The 20,286-nt window shown below is 62.2% G+C and carries 20 protein-coding genes; 9 read left to right on the top strand and 11 right to left on the bottom strand.

The features are described 5' to 3' along the window. Positions 1-8 precede the first annotated feature (8 nt). The gene (locus tag OZ411_RS25860; protein ID WP_282530224.1) at positions 9-1,769 is read right to left on the bottom strand and encodes a chloride channel protein; all 1,761 of its coding nucleotides are present in this window, start codon (positions 1,767-1,769) and stop codon (positions 9-11) included. A 191-nt stretch (positions 1,770-1,960) separates the two neighbouring features. On the opposite strand from OZ411_RS25860, the gene OZ411_RS25855 reads away from it, so the two are divergent. The 3 genes from OZ411_RS25855 (at position 1,961) to OZ411_RS25845 (ending at position 5,590) form a co-directional block, all read left to right on the top strand. Beyond that, complete coding sequence (locus OZ411_RS25855; RefSeq protein WP_027582737.1) at positions 1,961-2,518, top strand: HNH endonuclease; 558 nt, start codon at positions 1,961-1,963, stop codon at positions 2,516-2,518. A gap of 65 nt (positions 2,519-2,583) precedes the next feature. Next, a complete protein-coding gene (locus OZ411_RS25850; RefSeq protein ID WP_282530223.1) occupies positions 2,584-3,198 on the top strand; it encodes a class I SAM-dependent methyltransferase in 615 nt (204 codons plus the stop codon). Between the two features lie 412 nt (positions 3,199-3,610). After that, positions 3,611-5,590 carry a hypothetical protein gene (locus OZ411_RS25845; RefSeq protein ID WP_282530222.1) on the top strand — a complete coding sequence of 660 codons (1,980 nt, stop codon included), beginning with the start codon at positions 3,611-3,613 and terminating at the stop codon, positions 5,588-5,590. An 18-nt stretch (positions 5,591-5,608) separates the two neighbouring features. Here the strand turns inward: OZ411_RS25845 and OZ411_RS25840 are convergent, their stop codons facing one another. Beyond that, a complete protein-coding gene (locus OZ411_RS25840) occupies positions 5,609-5,920 on the bottom strand; it encodes a hypothetical protein (protein ID WP_282530221.1) in 312 nt (103 codons plus the stop codon). A 325-nt stretch (positions 5,921-6,245) separates the two neighbouring features. Between OZ411_RS25840 and OZ411_RS25835 the strand changes: the two genes are divergently transcribed. The 3 genes from OZ411_RS25835 to OZ411_RS25825 all read left to right on the top strand — a co-directional run bounded on the left by OZ411_RS25835 (position 6,246) and on the right by OZ411_RS25825 (position 8,181). Further along, positions 6,246-6,488 (top strand): DUF3551 domain-containing protein, encoded by a 243-nt coding sequence (locus OZ411_RS25835; protein WP_130581505.1) that lies wholly within the window; start codon positions 6,246-6,248, stop codon positions 6,486-6,488. A 180-nt stretch (positions 6,489-6,668) separates the two neighbouring features. After that, positions 6,669-7,766 carry a class I SAM-dependent methyltransferase gene (locus OZ411_RS43380; protein ID WP_349017036.1) on the top strand — a complete coding sequence of 366 codons (1,098 nt, stop codon included), beginning with the start codon at positions 6,669-6,671 and terminating at the stop codon, positions 7,764-7,766. Between the two features lie 127 nt (positions 7,767-7,893). Then, positions 7,894-8,181 (top strand): hypothetical protein, encoded by a 288-nt coding sequence (locus OZ411_RS25825; RefSeq protein WP_282530220.1) that lies wholly within the window; start codon positions 7,894-7,896, stop codon positions 8,179-8,181. A 93-nt stretch (positions 8,182-8,274) separates the two neighbouring features. Here OZ411_RS25825 and OZ411_RS25820 read toward each other — a convergent pair whose 3' ends face one another. From OZ411_RS25820 to OZ411_RS25780, 9 genes are read right to left on the bottom strand one after another with little or no spacing between them, the layout of a single operon-like run. Beyond that, positions 8,275-9,465 (bottom strand): CoA transferase, encoded by a 1,191-nt coding sequence (locus tag OZ411_RS25820; protein WP_282530219.1) that lies wholly within the window; start codon positions 9,463-9,465, stop codon positions 8,275-8,277. Beyond that, positions 9,462-10,421: a CoA ester lyase gene (locus tag OZ411_RS25815; protein WP_282530218.1), complete on the bottom strand. Its 960-nt coding sequence runs from the start codon at positions 10,419-10,421 to the stop codon at positions 9,462-9,464. Before OZ411_RS25815 ends, OZ411_RS25820 begins: the two co-directional genes overlap by 4 nt. Next, on the bottom strand, positions 10,418-11,377 hold the full coding sequence (locus OZ411_RS25810; protein WP_282530217.1) for a hydroxymethylglutaryl-CoA lyase: 960 nt from the start codon (positions 11,375-11,377) through the stop codon (positions 10,418-10,420). The genes OZ411_RS25815 and OZ411_RS25810 overlap by 4 nt, the downstream gene beginning before the upstream one ends. Positions 11,378-11,384: 7 nt before the next feature. Continuing rightward, positions 11,385-12,092 carry a nitroreductase gene (locus tag OZ411_RS25805; protein ID WP_282530216.1) on the bottom strand — a complete coding sequence of 236 codons (708 nt, stop codon included), beginning with the start codon at positions 12,090-12,092 and terminating at the stop codon, positions 11,385-11,387. Next, positions 12,085-12,849 (bottom strand): ABC transporter ATP-binding protein, encoded by a 765-nt coding sequence (locus OZ411_RS25800; protein ID WP_282530215.1) that lies wholly within the window; start codon positions 12,847-12,849, stop codon positions 12,085-12,087. Before OZ411_RS25800 ends, OZ411_RS25805 begins: the two co-directional genes overlap by 8 nt. Before the next feature lie 7 nt (positions 12,850-12,856). After that, positions 12,857-14,032: an amino acid ABC transporter substrate-binding protein gene (locus OZ411_RS25795; protein WP_282530214.1), complete on the bottom strand. Its 1,176-nt coding sequence runs from the start codon at positions 14,030-14,032 to the stop codon at positions 12,857-12,859. 35 nt (positions 14,033-14,067) lie between these two features. Beyond that, entirely contained in the window at positions 14,068-14,772 is a 705-nt protein-coding gene (locus OZ411_RS25790; protein ID WP_282530213.1) for an ABC transporter ATP-binding protein, read from the bottom strand. After that, complete coding sequence (locus OZ411_RS25785) at positions 14,769-15,746, bottom strand: branched-chain amino acid ABC transporter permease (RefSeq protein ID WP_282530212.1); 978 nt, start codon at positions 15,744-15,746, stop codon at positions 14,769-14,771. The genes OZ411_RS25790 and OZ411_RS25785 overlap by 4 nt, the downstream gene beginning before the upstream one ends. Next, positions 15,743-16,606, bottom strand: a complete 864-nt coding sequence (locus OZ411_RS25780; protein ID WP_282530211.1) for a branched-chain amino acid ABC transporter permease — start codon at positions 16,604-16,606, stop codon at positions 15,743-15,745. Before OZ411_RS25780 ends, OZ411_RS25785 begins: the two co-directional genes overlap by 4 nt. A gap of 213 nt (positions 16,607-16,819) precedes the next feature. On the opposite strand from OZ411_RS25780, the gene OZ411_RS25775 reads away from it, so the two are divergent. Genes OZ411_RS25775 through OZ411_RS25765 form a run of 3 tightly spaced genes read left to right on the top strand, consistent with a single transcriptional unit; the run spans position 16,820 to position 20,285 of the window. Beyond that, entirely contained in the window at positions 16,820-17,998 is a 1,179-nt protein-coding gene (locus tag OZ411_RS25775) for an acyl-CoA dehydrogenase family protein (protein WP_282530210.1), read from the top strand. Beyond that, positions 17,995-19,164, top strand: coding sequence for a CoA transferase (locus OZ411_RS25770; protein ID WP_282530209.1), 1,170 nt, complete (start codon positions 17,995-17,997; stop codon positions 19,162-19,164). The genes OZ411_RS25775 and OZ411_RS25770 overlap by 4 nt, the downstream gene beginning before the upstream one ends. Then, positions 19,161-20,285: a CaiB/BaiF CoA-transferase family protein gene (locus OZ411_RS25765; protein WP_282530208.1), complete on the top strand. Its 1,125-nt coding sequence runs from the start codon at positions 19,161-19,163 to the stop codon at positions 20,283-20,285. Before OZ411_RS25770 ends, OZ411_RS25765 begins: the two co-directional genes overlap by 4 nt. The last annotated feature ends 1 nt before the right edge of the window (position 20,286 follow it).

The following is a 20,286-nucleotide window of genomic DNA, read 5'->3' as shown; positions in this document are numbered from 1 at the left end:
TCCCGCGATCAAACCTCGCCGATCACCTCGCGCCGGCGCTGCTCGGATTCCTCGGCATAACGCCGCATCGCGTGCGCTTCGGTGAGGAGGCCGATCGGGCAGCGCTCCACGCCCTCCTCGACCACGGCGAGCGATTCCGCTTCTGCTGCATCGAATACCGCAATCGCTTCCTGGATGTTCATGGACGGATGCAACACCACGTCGCTGTGGCGCAGAATGCCGGCGAGGCCGTTGCGCATATCGATATCGAGCGCATGAGCCTCCGCGATCAATGCCAGCCCGGCGTAACGCCCCTCGCCATCGACCGCGACCACCTGCGTCTTGGAGCCGAGCGGGAACTGCTTGCGGAACTGCGCCATTGGCATATCCGCATTCACGGTCGTCATATCCCGCCGCATCAATTTGTCTACCGTGAGATCGCGGATCCAGCCGACATCGGCGGCGCTGCGGATGGTCTCGCCGCGCAGATGCAAGCGCCAGGTCGCAAATGAATACCCGAACAGTTCCCGCGTGATCATCGTGGAGATGATGACGGAGACCAGCACCGCCGTGGTGAGCCAGAGATTGCCGGTCGATTCCAGCGCGATGAAGGACATCGTCAGCGGTCCGCCGATCACCGACGCCGACAACGCGCTCATCCCAATCACCGCATAGACGTCGGGATCGAGCTGGAGGCCCGGCCACAGCATGTCGCAACCGGCGGCGAACAGCCGGCCGCCCAGCGCGCCCATGAACAGCGTCGCGAAGAACAAGCCGCCGCGAAACCCGCTGCCGAGCGAGACGATCGAGGCCATCGCTTTCAGGATCAGCACGCCAGCCATGAAGGCGAACGGCATCGACACGATGCCGCCGAGATGCAGCGCGCCATGACCCGAGGACATCACCTGCGGCGTCAGCAGCGCCATCAGCCCGACCGCAAAGCCGCCGAGCGCCGTACGCAATGGCGGCCAGAGCCCTGTCTTTCCGAGCAGCGTCTCACACAGCGTGACGCCGCGCATGATCGCGATGCCGAACAGCGCCGCCAGCACGCCGAGCAGCGCGGCGATGGCAAGGTCGCGCCCCAGCACATCGCCGACGGTGTCGACGCCTACCCCCAGCGTCAGCACGCTGAAGGAATGGGCGACAAAATAGCCGGCGACCGCGGCGACCCCGACCGGCGCCAGGCTCGCGGGCGTATAGCCGCCGATCACAAGTTCGAAAGCATAGAAGGCGCCGGCCAGCGGCGCTCCGAAGGCGCCGGCGATCGCCGCCGCCGCTCCGCAACCGACCATGATACGCTGGTCGATGCGGCGCAGGTGGAAGGCGCGGCCGACCGAAGCTGCGATGCCGCTGGAGAGCTGCGTATAACCCGCCTCGAGCCCGACCGAGGCGCCGACGCCGGAGGACCAGATCGTCTGCAATGCGACGATCACGCTGCCGCGGAACGACATCCGCCCGCCATAAAGGGCATTGGCCTCGATCGGATCGATCTCGCGCTTGGGCCGCCAGCGCGCCAGCGCGAGAAAGGCGAGGCCCAGGAGTAGCCCGCCCAGGCTCGGAACCAGCACGGCGCGCAGCGGGTCGAGGCTGATCTGGCTGGAGAGCCGCTCGCCGAACGGCAGGTCGAACAGGGCGACATGCAGGACCGAGACCGTGCCACTCATGGCCGCCACCACCAGCCCGCCGATGGTTCCGGTCAGCGCCGCCAGGACCACCAGGCTCGTTTCATGCGCGCGGACGAAGGCGCGCAGCCGGCGTGGAGCCTCGAGATAGCGGGACTTGGTGAGCATTGCAGAGGCCGCCGACGCAGGAGGTATCTTGCGGCCTCGTTTACGGGCCTTGCAGGCGGGTGGCAATCACGGCGGGATCATGGCAGCGTGGAATACGATAAACGGCTCAACGCTCTTCACAATCCCGTCACGCTGCATGTAGTATGTCAGTACATGCTGCTTCGCAGCGATATGGAGGCCGGGAGCGTTACTTGAACGCACATGTCTCGCAAGGCGGTTGGCCGGTACTGGTCCTGAACGCGGACTTTCGGCCGCTGAGTTATTATCCCCTGTCGCTATGGTCGTGGCAGGATGCGATCAAGGCAGTCTTCCTCGATCGCGTAAATATCGTCGAATATTACGACCGGGCCGTACGGAGCCCCTCCTTCGAAATCCAGCTCCCCAGCGTCGTCTCGCTGAAGTCCTTCGTCAAGCCGACCACGCATCCTGCGTTCACGCGTTTCAACGTTTTCCTGCGCGATCGTTTCGCCTGCCAATACTGCAATTCGCCTGACGATCTCACCTTCGATCACATCATCCCGCGCAGCAAAGGCGGCCAGACCACCTGGGAGAATGTGGTCGCGGCGTGCTCGCCCTGTAACCTCAGGAAGGGCAACCTGACGCCGCAGCAGGCCAAGATGTTTCCGAAGCAGACGCCGTTCGCACCGACCGTGCACCAGCTCCACCGCAACGGCCGCCTGTTCCCGCCAAACTATCTGCACGATAGCTGGCTCGACTACCTGTACTGGGACACCGAGCTGGATCCGTAGGGGGTGCGGCCGTATCGGCTTATGACCGATTTGCTGACTTCTGGAGAATGTCCCACTGCGTGTGAATGAGCAACCTCGCCAGCCAGATTATCCCTCACTACGAGAGGCATGCAGCAGCGTGGGATCGCGACCGTCGGAACGCCCGTTGGAACGATAAGGTCTGGCACGACCGCTTCACCGGCCTACTAGCCAAGAACGCCACAGTGCTTGATCTCGGCTGCGGTCCAGGGCAACCGGTTGCGCAGCAGATGATTGAACGAGGATTGCGCGTGACCGGCGTCGACTCCTCACCGACGATGATCTCGTTCTGCCGTGATCGGCTGCCCGATCAAGAATGGATTGTTGCGGATATGCGGCAATTGTCGCTCGGTCGGCGGTTCGACGGCATTCTCGCGTGGGATAGCTTCTTTCATCTTAATCACGACGACCAGCGAAGAATGTTCGCAGTTTTTGCCGACCACGCCTCTGTCGGAACGATATTGATGTTCAATACCGGACCGCAGCACTGTGAGAGCGTCGGCGAATACAGGGGTGATCCGCTGTATCACGCGAGCCTATCACCTGCCGAATACGAGATGTTTACCGCGCGTTTTGGGTTCGGCGTGCTGGAACACGCGACGAACGATGCGCAGGCAGGCGGACGAACGGTGTACCTCTGTCAACGGAATGACTTCGGGTAATGTCGCCTGCTGGGCCCTGAGCTGAACCGCGCTCCCCGCTTTCATCATGTCGGCAGTCTGAACCAGGGCGGATATCGCCGTGTGCTTGCCTCTCCCGCCGCTTTTGAACCCAAACGGCCATCCCGCATTGGTCAGCATCACTGACCTCTGCGTGGCGGCGCGGCAACAACCACTTCACAAAATCGCGCCGTGCCGGTTTTCGCCATATCTACGGCGTTTCGCCTGACAATCGTGGTCCTCGGTTATTCGCATGCTCGGCTTCCGCTTTGAGAACTACGCCGGCTGGACTGGCAACTGACCTCAGCCGGGACAGTGACGGCGCGTGTAGGTAGCGGCGGCCGAGCCATGGACGTCCGGGTGGGGATCAGCAGGACCGGGTGCGGTTCCGGCTTCCTCCAGAAAGGTTGTCAAAATGCATCTCGCCAGCCGGTTTGCTGCCGCAACAGCCGCGTTCATTTTCGCAACAGTTGGATCGTCTGCCTACGCGGCGTCGGGCCCGTGCGGGGAGACCGCCGGGATATCGGTCTTGCCCTCGCCGTTCGCTCCTTGGAAGGGGGCGCCGCTGCGCGTCATGATCGTCAGCGAAAAGCCGCTCGAGGGTGTGATGTCGCTGGTCGCGCCCGATGGAAGCGTCGCGGCCAAATCGTCAGATCGGCACGGCGGTGCGCCATACTCCTGGTTTGCCGAGGTCGCCGCGCCGGCCGCGGGGACGTGGCACGCCACGCTCGCGCTCGACCACCCGACGGCGGATTGCAGCACGATCACTCACGACATCCCCGTGAGCGCGCGCAAGCCGGACCCTGTGGCTATTCCCGCCGGCCGCTTCTGGAAGGTGCGCAACAGTTGGAATCACGAGACCGAAGCCTTGTTCTCGGCGTGGATCGAGAAACTGTTCGACGCGCCGCCTGATCAGGATCTGTCCTGGAAAGCCTGGCATGAAGTCCTGCGCGACCGGTCACGCAACTTCCTGTTCAACCATCTTGGTCGCGGCGAAGACAATGTGAAGACCGGCCTTCGCCCCGACTGCGCCGACTTCGTGTACTTCCTGCGCGCCTATTTTGCCTACAAGGTCGGGCTGCCGTTCGGCTATTCCAATTGCTCACGCGGCGCCGGCGGCAGGGCGCCCAAATGCTACCAGTGGTTCGACATGGAGCATCCGGAGGTGACACGTCCGCCGGCGCCGCCCGAACAGGAGATCGCACCGGCGACGATCGCCGACGCCACGCTGCCTGGGCAGACGCCGAGGATCCTGAACATGTTCGGCGGGCCCCCGTCGGCCCAGACACCAGCGCCGGCCGCGGCTCCGCAGAAGCCGCAGCCAAAGCCGCCGACAACGTTCGGTGAATATCTGCGGGACGTCGGCGACGTCGTGCATACCGGCGCCGTGCGGGTCGCCGCGAGCGACGAGAACACCGATTTCTACACCGTTCCGCTGGCGCAAGATACGCTCCGCCCGGGCACGGTGTACGCCGACCCCTATGGACACGTGTTGATGCTCGTTCATCGCGTGCCGGAGATGGACGGCAAGCCGGGCGTCTTCCTCGCCGTCGATGCCGAGCCGGACGGGTCGATCACGCGAAAGCGTTTCTGGCGCGGCAATTTCCTGTTCGTGCACGATCCTGCGCTCGGCAGCCCGGGCTTCAAGCACTTCCGGCCGATCGTGCGCGACAAAGGCGGTTCGTTGCGGCGGTTGGCCAACGCCGAAATCACCAACAATCCACAGTACGCCGATTTTTCGCTTGATCAGTCAAAGATGAGTGCCGAGGATTTTTACGATCGCATGGACGACGTGATGTCGCCCGAGCCTCTCGATCCCGTGAAAGCGATGACGGACGCCATCGCTAGCCTGAACGAGCAGGTGAAGACGCGTGTGACCTCGGTCGAAAACGGACGAAAATATCAGGAGAAGCAGGCCGGCGAGGTGGCCATGCCCAACGGCCCCTCGATCTTCGAGACCTCGGGCGCCTGGGAGGATTACTCCACACCGGCGCGCGATTTCCGCCTGTTGATCGCGATGGACGTCGTGCGGGGTTATCCTGATCGCGTCGTGCGGCGTGGGGCGCGCTACGCGATGCCGAACGGCAGGAGCATCGCGGACGTGCAAAGCGAGCTGCAAGGGGTGCTTGCGTCCGAACTCGCCTCGCGAAAAATATCCTACACCCGCAGCGATGGCTCGCAGTGGACGCTGTCGCTCAAGGAGGTCCTCGACCGGGCCGCGAGCTTCGAGATGGCCTATAACCCGAACGACTGCGTCGAGGTGAGGTGGGGCGCGCCAGATAACAGCGAGGAGGCATCCACCTGCAAGCGGCATGCGCCGCAGGCGCAGCGCACGAAGATGTCGTCGGAGTACCGCACCTGGTTCCGCGAGCGACACTGGCCGACGCACACCTGAATCGCGGTACAGGGCATATCAAGGCCAACCGCTTTCTCGACCATAGACGCACTTGGCCATAGACCGCAGCGGAACGCCGAACCTGTTGTGAATGTCATACTCTACGAACGCCTCGAGGCGGCTGTGCGGCTGCTGCGGAGGCCAGGCAAAATAGGGGGTGAAGAAGACCGGCTGCTGCCATTCGATGAGATTGACCCGGCGATACGCTGAGGGCGTCAGCGTCCGCTGTTTCACCGCCCGCTCACACCAATGACCGAACGTGGATGCCTGTGCGCCGGAAGCTGGGGCGAGCAAAAGCACCAGTGCTGCGAGCGCTGACATGGCCTTCATTTGACTGCTCCTCGTGCGGATCACAACGCGTGAGATTGCGCCAGTCTTTCACGGACGTCTACCAGGATGTCGTGGCGGCTGTGTCGCACCAGTCTGCAATCACCTTGGCCGCCGGTCCATAAAAGACTGTACCGGTCAGGGCTGACGGCATTCTGAAGGCGGAGAGGTTAACATTTTCGGCGCTCCTAAGCTCCAAGGACCATTGCTTACGATCATCTGCGCGGTCGATCTCGAAAATTTTAATCCAGTGATGTGAGCCAGTTCACGTCGAACCCCCACGTTTGGTCCCAGCGTCGAGTGGGGCACTTCAACGTGGGAGAGAAAGATGCGTACCTTCCTTCTTGCTCTCGCGACGTCCGCGACCGTCCTCGCAACTGGCGTAACCCCGGTCGCAGCTAGCGAGTACCGGTACTGCCTCCAAGGCGAAGAGTTTGCTGGCACGGGCGATTGTGGATTCACCAGCTACCAGCAATGTCAGGCTACCGCATCAGGCCGCTTGGCCTACTGCGCTGCCAACCCTGATTTTGTGATCGTCCCGACAATTCGGGTCAGGTCGCACCACCGCTGACGCCACGTGTGTCGCAAGCAAATCAGATGGCTTGGTCCGCTGTGCATCATAAGGCGAAATCGATCATGTGATGGCAGCGGCCAAGTCTGGTATTGGCCCGGTAGCCGACGTGCTGATAGGCAGCTCGAATGTGCGGGTAGCCGGGACGAACCCGGCTCGAGTGAAGGCGGCCACTCATCCATGGTTGTCGCATCTGGCCTCACCCGCTACTATGGTGCCCGCCACAACGGGGATCCACCTTTGACGGCCGGATGTTCATCATACCTTGATCTTTATAGACGGCTGCAACAATCATGGTCTGCCGAGACCAGCAGCAAATGGCAGTGCGACAACCCGGCAGCAGGGCAATGCGCAGTCACCGCCTTGGTGGTTCAGGAAATGCTCGGTGGAGATATCCTGAAGACAGACGTTGATGGGGCGTGGCATTTCTACAATTGCCTCGATGGACGCAGAGTTGATTTTACGGCGGGCCAATTCGTTAGTCCGATCGGCTACGACGATATCGTCAGCAACAGAGACGAAGCCTTTAACGAGACCTCGGCGAGCCAATATGAGCTTCTTCGTTCCTGTGTGACTCTTCTCGGTAGGGAACGTAGTCCGGCACTTGCCGAAAGGCGGTTTGCGGAGCGACGACAGGAATTCATCGGCCTCGATCGCGCCGCGCGCTTCAAACTGATCTATCAGACCAATCTTTGGGGAGCAAAATCGTCTGTATCGGGCGTCGGCTCTGAAATCACTGCGACGCAGAAGCTTCGCAAGGAATTGTCGGATTTGCTGCGCAGTCTGGGCGTGAGAACGGTGCTGGATCTGCCCTGCGGCGACTTCTCATGGATGGCTGAGACTGACCTGGATGATATTCGATATCTTGGCGCCGATATTGTACCTGAGATCATCGAGGCCAACTTGCTGAAGCATAGCAAGGACGACCGGGAATTTCGACGCATGGACATCGTCGAAGACCCAATTCCACGACACGATCTTGTCTTGTGCAGGGATTGTTTCGTGCATTTCTCATTTGCGCAGATCAACCGCGCGATCGAAAACATCAAGCGATCCGGAAGCAAATGGCTGCTAACGACGACGTTCCCGGGTATTCGCCAGAACCGTGATATTGAAGATGGAGACTGGCGGCCGCTGAACCTTCGGTCTGCTCCATTTCTGTTTCCCAGTCCGGATACAACACTCAATGAGGGTTGCACGGAAGCCGGCGGCGACTATTCGGACAAGTCCTTGGCCTTGTGGAGTATCGACAGCTTGCCTGTCGCCCATGAGCGATAACCGAATTGGAAAAATCATGACCGAAGGGCGAAGCCGAAGCTCCTGAGCAGGACGAAATGCTAGAGCATGATCCGGAAAGGTGGAAACCGGTTTTCCGAAAAGATCATGCTCTAGGGAGCGCCCTTTCATGACGGTGTTGCAACCGCAACACCGTCGCCTCTTGATCGCCTTGTCGATGGTATCTCGGTCGCGCCGCAGGCGAAATTCCACAAAACGCCGGCAGCCCCTATTGAACGAGATTCTGCCGTTCTTCGTCCGTCAGGATTTGCTTTTCCTGGCTGGTCAGCATTCCGGCGCCGATGATTTGGATAGAGCCGTCGGGCTTTTGGGTTCTTCGGTCTTTGGCCCGATCTCGTTGGTCCGGCGTGCCGCCGTCATCGGCCCCGCCATAGCCCAGGAATTCCCTCCAGATTGAACCGATCAACCGTTCTGCGTAGGTGTTTTGCCGAGGTGAGCGGAGAGACGTCGGGCGGTCTCGAATGCCGATCGAAGCAATCTTGAGGAACGGTCAGATTATCCCGTTCCTTCGCAAATCGTCGATCTCATCCGGGCCAAGCCCCAGCAATTTGCCATAGACCTCATGGTTTTGGGCGCCGAGGCCGGCGCCCAGCCATCGGATCTCGCCCGGCGTCTCCGAAAGGCGTGGCACCACATCCGGAACCGCGATCGTTCCGGCGCGGGAGTCCTTCATTTGGATGTTACCCCGCGCACGGTACTGCGGATCCCTGAAAATGTCCTCGATGCTATAGATCAGGCTCGCTGGGACGCCACCGGTGGCGCAGAGCTTGAGCACGGCTTCACAGTCGAGCGAGGCGACCCAGTTGCCGACGATCGCGTTGACCTCCTCGCGGGCAGCGAGTCGAAGGTCCTTCGGACCGTAACGCTCTGCCGAGGCGAAATCCGGCCGGCCCATCGCTTCCGCCAAGCGCGCGAACATCTGATCGCTCGTACAGGCGATGGCCACCCATTTGCCGTCTTTGGTCTGGTAGTGGCTGTGCGGGCAGACATTCACCGTGTCGGCCCCCATCCGCTCGCGCACATAACCAAACTTCTGGAATGCCGGCGCGATCTCGTCGAGCACACGGAATACGGACTCGTAGAGCGCCAGGTCGATGCACTGGCCCTCACCGGTCGTCTCCCGGGCGCGCAACGCGACCAAGGCTCCGATCGCACCGTACATCCCGGACATGTAGTCTGCGAGTGAGGTCGAACCCGGCACCACGGGGACGCCGCCGGGTTCGCCGGCGAGATAGGTCAATCCGGAGAACGCGTGCGCAATGCGCGCAAATCCCGGCTGCGCGCGCATCGGCCCGTCCTGTCCATAGGCCGAGATCCGAACGAGGATCGCGCCCCGATTGATCTGTTTAAGTTCGTCGTAACCGAGCCCCCATTTTTCGAGTGTACCGGGCCGGAAGTTCTCCACGATGATGTCGCACTTCGCCGCAAGTTGCCGGAGGAGTTTACGCCCCCGCTCGCTGCCGAGATCCAGCGTCACGCACTTCTTGTTGCGCGCTTCGGACAGCCACACCAGGGTATCGCCGCAATCGGTATTGGTTCCGAGCCGCCGGAGCGAGTCGCCAGTCTTTGGAGGCTCGACCTTGATGACTTCGGCGCCGAACTCGCCAAGGATGGTGGCGCAGTGCGGCCCCGCGATGAACGTACCAAGATCGAGGACCCGGATTCCCGCCAGCGCGCTCATGATACGCTCCGGATGCGGGCCACCCGTTCGAGGAGCTTATTGGCAAGCTTGACGTGCATCAGGTCGATCATGTCGCCGTTCTTGTCCTTTACCGCGCCCCTACCCTCACGAGCCGCCACTTCCATGGCATCGATCAGCTCGCGCGCCCACGCGATCTGATCCGCTGATGGCGTCAGAACCTCGTGGATGGTGTCGATCTGCGAGGGATGGATCGCCATCTTGCCTTCGTAGCCCAGCGCCGCTGCACGCCTTGCCGCTGCGCGCAAGCCGTCCGCATCACGGATCACCGAGAACGGGCCGTCGATCGGCAGAAGACCGAAGGCCCGGCAGGCGTTCGCGATCCTCGCGGTCGCGAAATGCCAAAGGTCGTTCCAGTGGCGTTCCCGCCCGCCGCGCCCGTCGTCGTCGGTCAGCACCACGTAGTCGGCGGACGGCGCGCCGACCGCCCGCTGGAAGCTTCCCAGATCGAGCTGATAGTCGCCGCCTCCGAACACCAAGGCGCCAAGCCGACCGCCCGAGCCGGCGATAGCTTCGACGTTGGCAACCCCGGACGGCGTCTCAATCAGTCCCATGATACCCACCTTACGCTCGCGCGGCGCGGCCGCCTCAGCAGACGCGATCATGACCTCGACCGCGCGCACGTCGGCGGCGGATTCGCATTTCGGAAGCAAGATGTAATCGAGCCGCGCGCAGGCCTCGACCACGTCCAGGATGTCGCGGCAGCCCCAAGGGGTGCCGAAACCGTTGACGCGAACGGCGACGACGCGCCGGCCCCAATCGAGCTCGTTGATGGCCTTGATCGCATCACCCCTTGCCCCCTCCTTCAGCGGGGCGATCACCGCATCCTCGAGATCGATGAAGATCGCATCCGCTGGCGCTTGTGCGGCCTTCTCGAGAAAGCGCGGCGATGTAGCCGGCACGGCGAGAAGCGATCGAAAGGTCACCTTGGAGATCATGAGTATCTCATATCAGGGTTGTGGGCGCCGAGTTCGCTTACGGACTTGCGCGTGGCTCCGTTCGCGCGATGGCTCTTCGGCTCGATTCGCAGCAGTCGTGCGATCTCATGCGACGCGAGCACCGCTTGCTCCGGATCGATCCCCGTCGCAATCCCCATCTCATCCAGCATCGCGACCAGATCCTCAGTCGGAAAATTGCCGACCGAGCCGAGCTTGGTCGGCATTGCGATGCCGCCGCCGATCCCGCAGATCGCGCCCTCCAGCCATGCAACGCCAGCGTCCAGCGCGGCGAGGATGTTGGCCGTCGCCATTCCCGCGAGATTATGGATGTGAAAACCGAAGGCCGAATCCGGAAACAGCTCGACGAGGCGGGAGAACAGGCGATTGACGTGCGCCGGATCCTCCATGCCGAGCGAGCCCGCGAGATAGAAACGACGCACGCCGCCGTCATGCAGGCGGCGGACCACGGCGATAACATTGTCTTCCGGAATCAATCCCTCATAAGCGCACCAGAATGCCATGCCGAGCGCCATGACGAAGGGGATTGATCGCGCTTCGGCGATCCGAAACGATTCGAGGTTCTGCGCGATCGCCTCGTCGATCGTCATATTCTGATTCTTGCGCGTATAGGTCGCGCTGATGGTGATGAGGCCGAGCATCTCGTCGACCCGAACCTTGGTGCCGCGCTGGGCGCCGCGGGCGTTCGGCACCAGCGCACGGTACACCGTTCCCGGCCGCCGCTTGATACGCTCGAACACCTCCTCCGCATCGCGCAAATGCGGAACGGCCTTCGGATGGGCAAAGCTCGAGACTTCGATGACCGGCAGCCCAAGATCGGACAAGCGATCAATCATCGCGACCTTGGTGTCGGTGTCGATCCAGCCTGCGAAGCTCTGCAGCCCATCGCGCGGGCCGACTTCGGCGACAACCATCTTCTGGGGAAGACTGAGCGACATCGCGGCCTCACAAGCCTTCGAAGGTGACGAAATCCTCCAGCGCCGCGCGCTCGGTCACAAGCGCGTTGATCGACGCCTCCGGATCGACGTGGCCGAGCGCCATCCCGCAGATGACGACCTCCTTCTCGGGAATGTTGAGGATCGGCCGGATGATCTTGTGGAAATCGGCGAATGCCGCTTGCGGGCAGGTGTGCAGTCCCCGACCGCGTGCTGCGATCATGAGCGTGCCGAGATAAATCCCGAGATCGAGCCAGCTCCCCATCTCCAGGTCTTCGTCGAGCGTGAAGATGATGCCGACGGGAGCGCCGAAGAATTCGTAATTGCGCATCCGCGCCTGCTGCGTGCCCTCGAAATCGCCTTTGGCGACGCCAAGCAGGCTGTACATGTCCCAGCCGATCTTGCGGCGGCGGGACAGGAACGGCTCGCGCCAGTTAACGGGGTAATAGTTCCATTCGCGCTGATACGGCCCGAAGCCGTCGCGCGCGACGGCATCGAAGATCGCTTTCGTCAACCGTTGCTTGACGTCCCCCGCGATCACCCGAACCCGCCATGGCTGGATGTTGCTGCCGCTGGCGCTGCGGCTCGCGAGCCTCAGCAGTTCCTCGACGGTGGAGCGCGCGACCGGCGTCGGCAGGAAAGCCCGCACGGATTGGCGCGAGTTAATGGCTTCATCGACAACGGAAGCGACGTTGGCGGACTCTGACTTTTCATGCATCGGTGAAGCTCAGCGCCTTCATGCTTTCCGGGATCTCTCCGAGAAACAGCCGCTTGACATCCTCATTGGCCAGCAAATCCTTGGCGCTGCCTTCACAGGCCACCTGGCCGAGGTGCATGACATAGCCGCGGTCCGAGATGCCGAGGGCGTGCGAAGCCTTCTGCTCGACCATCACCACGGTCATGCCCTCGTCACGCAGCGACATCAGCCGCTCGAAGACGATATCGACAAATTTCGGCGATAGGCCAAGCGAGGGTTCGTCAAGCATGATGATCTCGGGGCTCGTCATCAGCGCCCGGCCGATTGCGAGCATCTGCTGCTCGCCGCCGCTCATGGTATCGGCCTGCTGCTTCATGCGTGGCTTGAGTGCAGGAAACAACTGCATCACGCGCTCGGTCGCCGCCTCGATCCTCGCGCGGTTGTTGCCGAGAATATGCGCGCCGATCATCAGATTGTCGCGCACCGTCATTTCCGGAACGACGATGCGGCCCTGCGGGACATAAGCAATGCCGCGATAGACCCGCCGGTCGGCAGGCTCTCGGGTAATGTCGGTGCCGTGCACCTTGATGTTGCCCTTCCAGGCTCGCAGCAGGCCAGCCGCGACTTTGACCACCGTCGACTTGCCGGCGCCGTTCGAGCCGACGATGGTCGTGATCACACCCTTCGGGAAAACCAGGCTCGCGCCGCGGATGACCGCGACGTCGCCATAGCCCGACGTGACGTTCCGAACCTCAAGTGGCGCAGGGATTACGGTCATGCGGACCTCAGCGCTTGTCCCAGGCGGGGATCGGCAATTTCGGCTCGGCGGTCTTGTACTCCTCAGGCCAGATCACCTCGCGTTTTCCGTTCTGGACCTGAACCACGAGGCCGCGTACGCCGATCTGCATATAGGTGGTCGGATCGACCTCATGCTTGCCCATCACCGTGCCCAGCTTCAAGGTGGTGAGAACCTCGCGAACCTTTTCGGTGTCGATCGAGCCCGCTTTCTTCACAGCGGCCTCAAGCACCGTGCCGGCGACGAACCCAAAGGCCGCGTAGTAGCCGGGGTCGACGCCGTATTTGTCGCGGTAGGTCTTGACGAACTCCTTGTTGCCTTCGCTCGGCAGCGACGGCTCGTAGAGCGACATGCCGAGCGCATATTCAGCGTCCTTCCCCGCGGAGGTGATGAAATCCTCCTGCGAGACGCCATTGGCGATGAAGAATTTCGGCATGTAGTTCATCGAGTGAAACTGGCGGACCGTTTCGATGGCCTCGCTTGGGTAAAGCAATCCGATCCAAAGGTCGGGCTGTAGCTGCTGTCCCTTGGCGATCTGGGACGAGAAGTCGGCAGTGCCGGCCGGAAAATATTCGTCTATCACCACCTTGACGTCCTTGCCGCTCAGCGACTCCTTGATCGCCTTGCTGATGTCGCGTGCGGCGGCATAGTCGCGCGAGACCAGCGCTATCGACTTGATGTGGTACTTCCCCGTTATCGGCACGATGCCGTCAGCATAGGAAGAGATCCGCGCGGCGGTCTGGAATACATATTTGAAACCGCGCTGCTGGATGGCTTCAGCCGCGCCGCCGCCATTGATCATGATAACCTTGTGCTTCTCCGCCACCGCCGACCCCGTGGCGGCGGTCGCCGATCCCAGCGAGGACATCACGAGGTTGACTTTGTCATTGGTGATCAGTTTCTCATAGAGCCGCGCCGCAGTCGCCGGATCCGAGCGGTCGTCATAGACGACGAACTCGATCGGGCGGCCGGCCAGTCCGCCGCGAGCATTGGCCTGTTCGCGCCAGAGGTCGAGGCCCTTGAAATATGGCCCCGCGGAGTCCGCGAGATTGCCGGTCTGCGACAACGCCACACCGATCCGCACCGGCTCAGCCGCGTTGCCAAAGGCGGCTGGCGCAAGCGCGGCAACGGTTACGGCTGCCGCCAGAACGAACCTCCATATCATCTCTTTCCTCCCTGCAACTGTGCGCGGTTTTTTGTTCAGAAATAGGCCTGCAATACCCTGGCGTCGTTGCGGACGGTCGCGGTATCGCCGTGGGCGATCAACCGTCCCTCGGCCAGGACGTAGACGAGATCGCACTCGTTCAGGACGATGCGCATTTCATGATCGATGAAGAACACCGTGATGCCCTTGGCGCAAAGCGTCCTCAAATGTTCGACGATGCGGTTCTGCAGGCGCGGATTGATGCCGGCGAACGGCTCATCGAGCAGCATGACCTTGGGCTGCAGCATCAACGCCCGGGCGATCTCGACGAGCTTGCGTTGACCGTAGGAAAGCTCCGCTCCCCAGCGGTCGGCGATATCAGCGATCTCCAGGAATTCCAGCAGTTCCATTGCCAGCGCAATCGCTGCACGATCGTCACGGCCGCGCGCGACCGCCACGAGATTTTCCAGCACCGTCATTTCCGCGAACAGTCGGCTGATCTGGAAGGTGCGCGCAACGCCCAGCCCGCAAATCTCCGCCGCCGACGCCGAGGTGATGTTGCGCCCGTCGACCAGGACGCGACCGGTGTCGGGCCGTAACGTGCCGGCAATGATGTTGAACAGCGTCGACTTGCCGGAACCGTTGGGGCCGATCACGCCGGTGATCGAACCCCGCGTCACGTCAATGTCCACGGAATCGAGCGCGATCCGGCCCGCGAAACGCTTCGAGACCTTCTCGACGGCAACGATTGTGTCGCTCATGACAGCGCCTCGCCATGGCGTGCGGCAAGCCGGCGAAACAGCGGCCGGCTCACAGTGACCCAGCCGGTCTTCATGCCGAGGCTGACGATGCCGCGCGGCATGAAAAGCACCGCAAGCAAGATGATCACGCCGACCGAGGCCAGGTAGATCTGAGGATAGTTGGCCCACAGCAATTCGTTCACCACGGAGAGCACGACCGCACCGCAGAGCGGCCCGAGCACCGTGCCCATGCCACCGAGCAGCACCATCGCAATGGTGGTGAGCTCGATATTGGGGGCGAAAGCGGTGGGCGGATCGATGAAGCCGAGATAGACCGCATAGAGCGAGCCCATCGCAGCCGGCGCGATCGCTGACGCCACGAACGTGCCGATCTTCAGTCGCGTGGTTGGAATGCCCAACGACTCCGCGGCATCCTCGTCCTCGCGGATCGCCAGCAGCTTGAGGCCGAGCCGGGAGTTGTCGAGCTTCCAGGTCAGGAACAGCATGACCCCGGCCACTGCCGCCACGACATAGTAGACCGGACGGAGATCGCTGACCGGCTTCAGATAGATGCCGGTGCCGCCGCCGGTAACGGAGTCGAAGCCGAGCGCAAAGGCTTCCAACACCCGCGTCAGGCCAAACATGCCGATGGCGAAAAACGGTCCCTTCAGCCGCAGCATGGCGCCGCCGAGCGGGATCGCGGTTAAAGCTCCCGCAAGGCCCGCGATCATGGCGGCGAAATACCAGGGCACGCCCAAGTGAAAGTTCAGGAGCGACCCGACATATGCGCCGATGCCGAAGAAGCCCACCTGTCCGAAATGGGTATAGCCGGCATATCCGCCGATCCAATTCCAGGAATAGGCCAGCACCAGGAAGATCAGGAGCTGGATGGAAAAGGAGACGGCATAGTCGGAGCCGATGAGAGGCAGAACGAGTGCGGCGACGCCGGCCACACCCGCGACGCCGAGGGAATTGACCTTCTTCATACGGTTCATACGCGCATTCCCGCACCAAGCAGTCCGCGCGGGCGAACCAGGAGTACAGCCAGCATCAACAGGAACAGGAAGGCTGAGCCGATCACCGCGCCGGCAAGATAGCTCCCGACAACCTCGATCACACCAAGCAGCAGCGCGGCGGCAATGGCGCCTGGATAGCTACCCATGCCGCCGACGATGATGACCGCGAAGGCCTTGATGATGAAACGCGAGCCAAGCTGCGGATCGACGGCAAACGCGGGCGCGACGAGAACGCCGGCAAACCCGGCCATCGCGGTGCCCAACGCGAAGGTCATAAGGCGAATCCGCTCGATGGCGATGCCGGAAATGCTCGCGAGCTCCGGCGCACGCGACACCGACCGCACCGCGCGACCGAAGCGGGTGAACTCGAGCAACCACCATACGGCAAGGCTGACACCAATCGCGCAGGCGAACGACACCAGCCGCGAGATCGATACGTTGACGCCGAGGACGCGCAGCGATCCGCTGAGCACGCCGGGCAGACCGCTGTAGCCGCCGCCCCAGATCAGGATCGCCACGTTGACCAGTATCGTCGACAGCGCGTAGGTCGCAAGCAGCGACATGATCATCGGCGCCCCCTCAATGCGCCGCAGGATCAGAAGATGAATGAGGACGCCGAACACCGCGCAACCGAGCGGGACCACTACGATGGCGACCCAGAACGGCAGCTTGAAACCGACGGCGATCGAGACAGTGGACAGCGCGGCGATCGCAAGAATGTCGCCATGCGCGAAGTTGATCACCCGCATCACGCCGAAGATCAGATTGAGCCCGCACGCCATCAAGGCGTAGACGCCGCCGAGCAAAATCCCGCCGATCAAAAGATCCGCTACCGGCATGGAAGAACCACCACGGGCAGCGACAAAGCGCGGCGCGATGCATTGAACGATTCAGGATGGCCGGATTGCATGCGCGACATAATTCCTCCCCGATCAAGATCCCAATTTTGTCCTGACAACTACTTGCTACTTTACTTGTCGTCAAGGCTGCGTTTATAGATCAATTTGCCAGAAGCGGATAATTTGTCCGTACAACTTTGGAGGATTCGCCCGATGACGCAGGCGCTTGGTAGCTACACGCCGATGGGCGCGGACGAAGAAAGCCAGATCCTGGACACGATCGAGCGCTGGGTCGGGCGCGAGCTCAAGCCGATCGTGCGCGAGTACGATCACGCCGATCGCTATCCGCATCAGGTCGTCGAGCAGATGAAGGAGCTCGGCCTGTTCGGGGCGGTCATCGCGCCTGAATATGGCGGCCTTGGTTTGTCAGCATCAATCTATGCCAAGATCGTCATGAGCATCTCGTCCGTATGGATGTCGATCACAGGCATCATCAACTCGCACCTGATGCTCGCTCTGGCGATCCAGAAATTCGGCACTTCGCAGCAGAAGTCGCGGTGGCTGCCGAAGCTCGCCTCGGGCGAGATTCGTGGCGGGCTGGCGCTGACCGAACCGGATGCCGGCACCGACCTGCAGGGCATCCGGATGAACGCCAGGCGCGACGGCGACCATTACGTCATCAACGGCACCAAGACCTGGATCACCAACGGCGCCGAAGGCTCGTGCTTCGCAATGCTGGTCAAGACCAACCCCAACGCCCAGCCGCGCTATAACGGCATGAGCCTGTTCATTGCGCCGAAGCAGGAAGGCTTCACGGTCGGCCGCAAGCTGCCGAAGCTCGGCTACAAGTCGATCGACACCGCAGAATTGATTTTCGAGAATTATCGCCTGCCCGCCGATCACCTGATCGGCGGCGTCGAAGGCCAGGGCTTCTTTCAAGCCACCGGAGGACTGGAACTGGGCCGTATCAACGTCGCTTCGCGGGGCGTCGGCATCGCGGAAGGGGCGCTGAAACTCGCTGCCGAATACGCCCAGATCCGCAAGACCTTCGGCAAGCCTATCTGCGAGCATCAGGCCATTCAGCTCAAGCTCGGCGAAATGGCAACCCGCGCGCGTGCCGCGCGGCTGCTCACGCTCGACGCTGCCCAGGCATTCGACCGCGGCGAGCGCTGCGACATGGAGGCGGGCATGGCCAAGTATTTCGCAAGCGAAGCCGCGCTCGAGAACGCGATCGAAGGCATGCGCATCCATGGCGCCTATGGTTATTCGCGGGAATTCGACATCGAGCGCCTGTATCGCGACGCGCCGCTAACCTGCATCGGCGAAGGCACCAACGAAATGCAGCGCATCATCATCTCCAAGCAGCTCATCAAGAGGAACCCCGCGCTATGAAGCCACTCCAGGGTGTGCGCATCGTCTCGGTAGAACAGTTCGGCGCGGGTCCCTACGCCACCATGCTGCTCGCCGATCTCGGTGCTGAAGTCATCAAGATCGAGAACGCGGCGATCGGCGGCGACCCGTCGCGGAAGACCGGCCCGTTCATGCTGGGTACCAATGACAGCGAGTACTTCCAGGCCTTCAATATCAACAAGAAGAGTGTCGCCATCGACCTGCGCAGCGAAGACGGAAGGGCGGCGCTGAGGGAATTGGCGGCGGGCGCGGACGCCCTTCTCAACAACTTGAGGGGCGACCTGCCCTCGAAGCTCGGCCTCAACTACAGCTCACTGGCGGCGGTCAACCCAAGCATCGTGTGCGTCCATCTTTCGGCCTACGGGCGGGACAACGATCGCGCGTCATGGCCAGGCTATGATTACCTGATGCAGGCGGAAGCGGGCCTCATGCATCTGACCGGCGAGCCTGACGGCCCGCCGTCGCGCCTCGGGGCTCCTTCGATCATCGATCAGACCACCGGACTGACCGCAGCCGTGGGGCTCCTCTCCGCGATCATTCAGGCCCGCAGTTCCGGCAAAGGCTGCGACGTGGACACCTGCCTGCTCGACGTCGCGCTGCACCAGCTCGGCTATGTCGCGACCTGGTATCTTAACGAGCGCCACATTTCCTCGCGGCAACCACGCAGCGCCCACTATTCCGTCGCTCCGGTCCAGACCTTTCCGACCTCGGACGGCTGGCTGTTCATCATGTGCATGACCGACAAGTTCTGGGGGGAGCTGATCAAGGCGATCGAAAGGAAGGACCTTGCCTCCGATCCACGCTTCGCTACCCAGGCCTTGCGTCAGGCCAATCGCGATGAGCTGACCTCCATCATCGATGCCGATATGCGCCGACATTCGACGTCCTACTGGCTTGGCAAGCTCAATGGCGTGCTGCCCGTCGCCCCCGTGCTTGATCTGGCGCAGGCGCTCGACAATCCCTTCCTCCAGACCTCCGGGATGATCAATGTCATCTCGCACCCGGCGAAGCCGAACATGCGGGTGCTTGCGAACCCGATCAAGATCAATGGGCAGCGCCCGAGCCAGGCAGCTTGCTCGCCATACGGAGCCGACAATCCGACCTATGTCGGCAGAGCGCGCCCGACTGCACCGGTCCGTTCTCCATGAAGCTCGAAGGTATCCGCGTCATCGACCTCTCGGTGTTTCTGCCGGGCCCGTACCTCACCCTGGCAATGGCCGACCATGGCGCTGAGGTCATCAAGATCGAAGCCCCCGGCGAGGGAGATCCCGGCCGGCACATCGGGCTTTCCGACGGGCCGAGCACGGTCTTCTTTCGCAATCTCAATCGCGGCAAGAACAGCGTTGTGCTCGACCTGAAGGATCGCGCTCAACGCGACGCCCTGCTCTCGCTTTGCGAGACGGCCGACGTCTTCGTCGAGTCATTCCGGCCGGGGACAGTGGACCGCCTCGGCGTCGGCTACGAGGCTGTGCGAGCGTGCAATCCACGCATTGTCTATTGCTCGATCAGCGCATTCGGGCAGGATGGCGATCTGCGCGGCCGGCCGGCGCACGATCTGGCCCTGGAAGCTGAAAGCGGTCTGCTCAGCATGACGCTGGGCAATGACGAAAAGCCGGCGATGCCCGGCATTCCCGCCGCCGACGTTCTCGCCGGACTTCAGGGATTGTCCGGCGTCCTGATGGCGCTGCTGCGCCGCGAACAGACAGGAGTCGGCGACTACATCGATATCAGCATGCACGAGGTCATGGTCGGAGGGATGTTGAATATCCTGGGGTCTGCATTTGCGGAAAACCGCCAACCGATTCCGGCGCACGAACGCACGACCGGTGGCGCCGCCTTCTATCGCCCCTATGAAACGCTTGATGGCCGCTATCTCGTCCTCGCTGGGCAGGAGCCCAAATTCATTCACAACCTGCTCGGCGCGTTCGGTCGGCCGGATCTGGCCGAACCGTGCCTGCAGGGTCCGGGGCCACATCAAGAGCCTGTCATGGACTTCCTCGCCGCTGAATTCCGCAAGAAGACGCTGGCGGAATGGAACGCGTATCTTGCGACGATCGATGTCTGCTATGGCCGTGTCAACACCCTGCCTGAAGCTTTGGCGCACCCGAACCTGATCGCACGCGGGATGATCCGGCGCGATGAGCTGAACCGACGTCATGTCGGTCCCCCCATCCGCTTCCGTCACGAGCCCGCCCAGCCCAATCTGCATGAACCTGGATTGGGTGAGCACACGGCCGCATTCCTCAACGACATCCCAGCTTCGGAGTGAC

The organism is Bradyrhizobium sp. Arg237L (genome assembly GCF_029990105.1).
GTDB lineage: Bacteria > Pseudomonadota > Alphaproteobacteria > Rhizobiales > Xanthobacteraceae > Bradyrhizobium.
The sequence above is the reverse complement of the archived record's forward strand: the minus strand, read 5'-3'. Positions and strand labels throughout refer to the sequence as shown.

Coding starts and splice junctions, on each gene's coding strand:
- OZ411_RS25850 (WP_282530223.1), top strand. CDS start 2,584: ATGAGCAACCTCGCCAGCCAGATTATCCCTCACTACGAGAGGCATGCA.
- OZ411_RS25765 (WP_282530208.1), top strand. CDS start 19,161: ATGAAGCTCGAAGGTATCCGCGTCATCGACCTCTCGGTGTTTCTGCCG.
- OZ411_RS25815 (WP_282530218.1), bottom strand. CDS start 10,421: ATGATCTCCAAGGTGACCTTTCGATCGCTTCTCGCCGTGCCGGCTACA.
- OZ411_RS25775 (WP_282530210.1), top strand. CDS start 16,820: ATGACGCAGGCGCTTGGTAGCTACACGCCGATGGGCGCGGACGAAGAA.
- OZ411_RS25840 (WP_282530221.1), bottom strand. CDS start 5,920: ATGAAGGCCATGTCAGCGCTCGCAGCACTGGTGCTTTTGCTCGCCCCA.
- OZ411_RS25860 (WP_282530224.1), bottom strand. CDS start 1,769: ATGCTCACCAAGTCCCGCTATCTCGAGGCTCCACGCCGGCTGCGCGCC.
- OZ411_RS25780 (WP_282530211.1), bottom strand. CDS start 16,606: ATGCCGGTAGCGGATCTTTTGATCGGCGGGATTTTGCTCGGCGGCGTC.
- OZ411_RS25805 (WP_282530216.1), bottom strand. CDS start 12,092: ATGCATGAAAAGTCAGAGTCCGCCAACGTCGCTTCCGTTGTCGATGAA.
- OZ411_RS25790 (WP_282530213.1), bottom strand. CDS start 14,772: ATGAGCGACACAATCGTTGCCGTCGAGAAGGTCTCGAAGCGTTTCGCG.
- OZ411_RS25825 (WP_282530220.1), top strand. CDS start 7,894: ATGACGGTGTTGCAACCGCAACACCGTCGCCTCTTGATCGCCTTGTCG.
- OZ411_RS25785 (WP_282530212.1), bottom strand. CDS start 15,746: ATGAACCGTATGAAGAAGGTCAATTCCCTCGGCGTCGCGGGTGTGGCC.
- OZ411_RS43380 (WP_349017036.1), top strand. CDS start 6,669: ATGGTTGTCGCATCTGGCCTCACCCGCTACTATGGTGCCCGCCACAAC.
- OZ411_RS25845 (WP_282530222.1), top strand. CDS start 3,611: ATGCATCTCGCCAGCCGGTTTGCTGCCGCAACAGCCGCGTTCATTTTC.
- OZ411_RS25800 (WP_282530215.1), bottom strand. CDS start 12,849: ATGACCGTAATCCCTGCGCCACTTGAGGTTCGGAACGTCACGTCGGGC.
- OZ411_RS25820 (WP_282530219.1), bottom strand. CDS start 9,465: ATGAGCGCGCTGGCGGGAATCCGGGTCCTCGATCTTGGTACGTTCATC.
- OZ411_RS25770 (WP_282530209.1), top strand. CDS start 17,995: ATGAAGCCACTCCAGGGTGTGCGCATCGTCTCGGTAGAACAGTTCGGC.
- OZ411_RS25795 (WP_282530214.1), bottom strand. CDS start 14,032: ATGATATGGAGGTTCGTTCTGGCGGCAGCCGTAACCGTTGCCGCGCTT.
- OZ411_RS25810 (WP_282530217.1), bottom strand. CDS start 11,377: ATGTCGCTCAGTCTTCCCCAGAAGATGGTTGTCGCCGAAGTCGGCCCG.
- OZ411_RS25835 (WP_130581505.1), top strand. CDS start 6,246: ATGCGTACCTTCCTTCTTGCTCTCGCGACGTCCGCGACCGTCCTCGCA.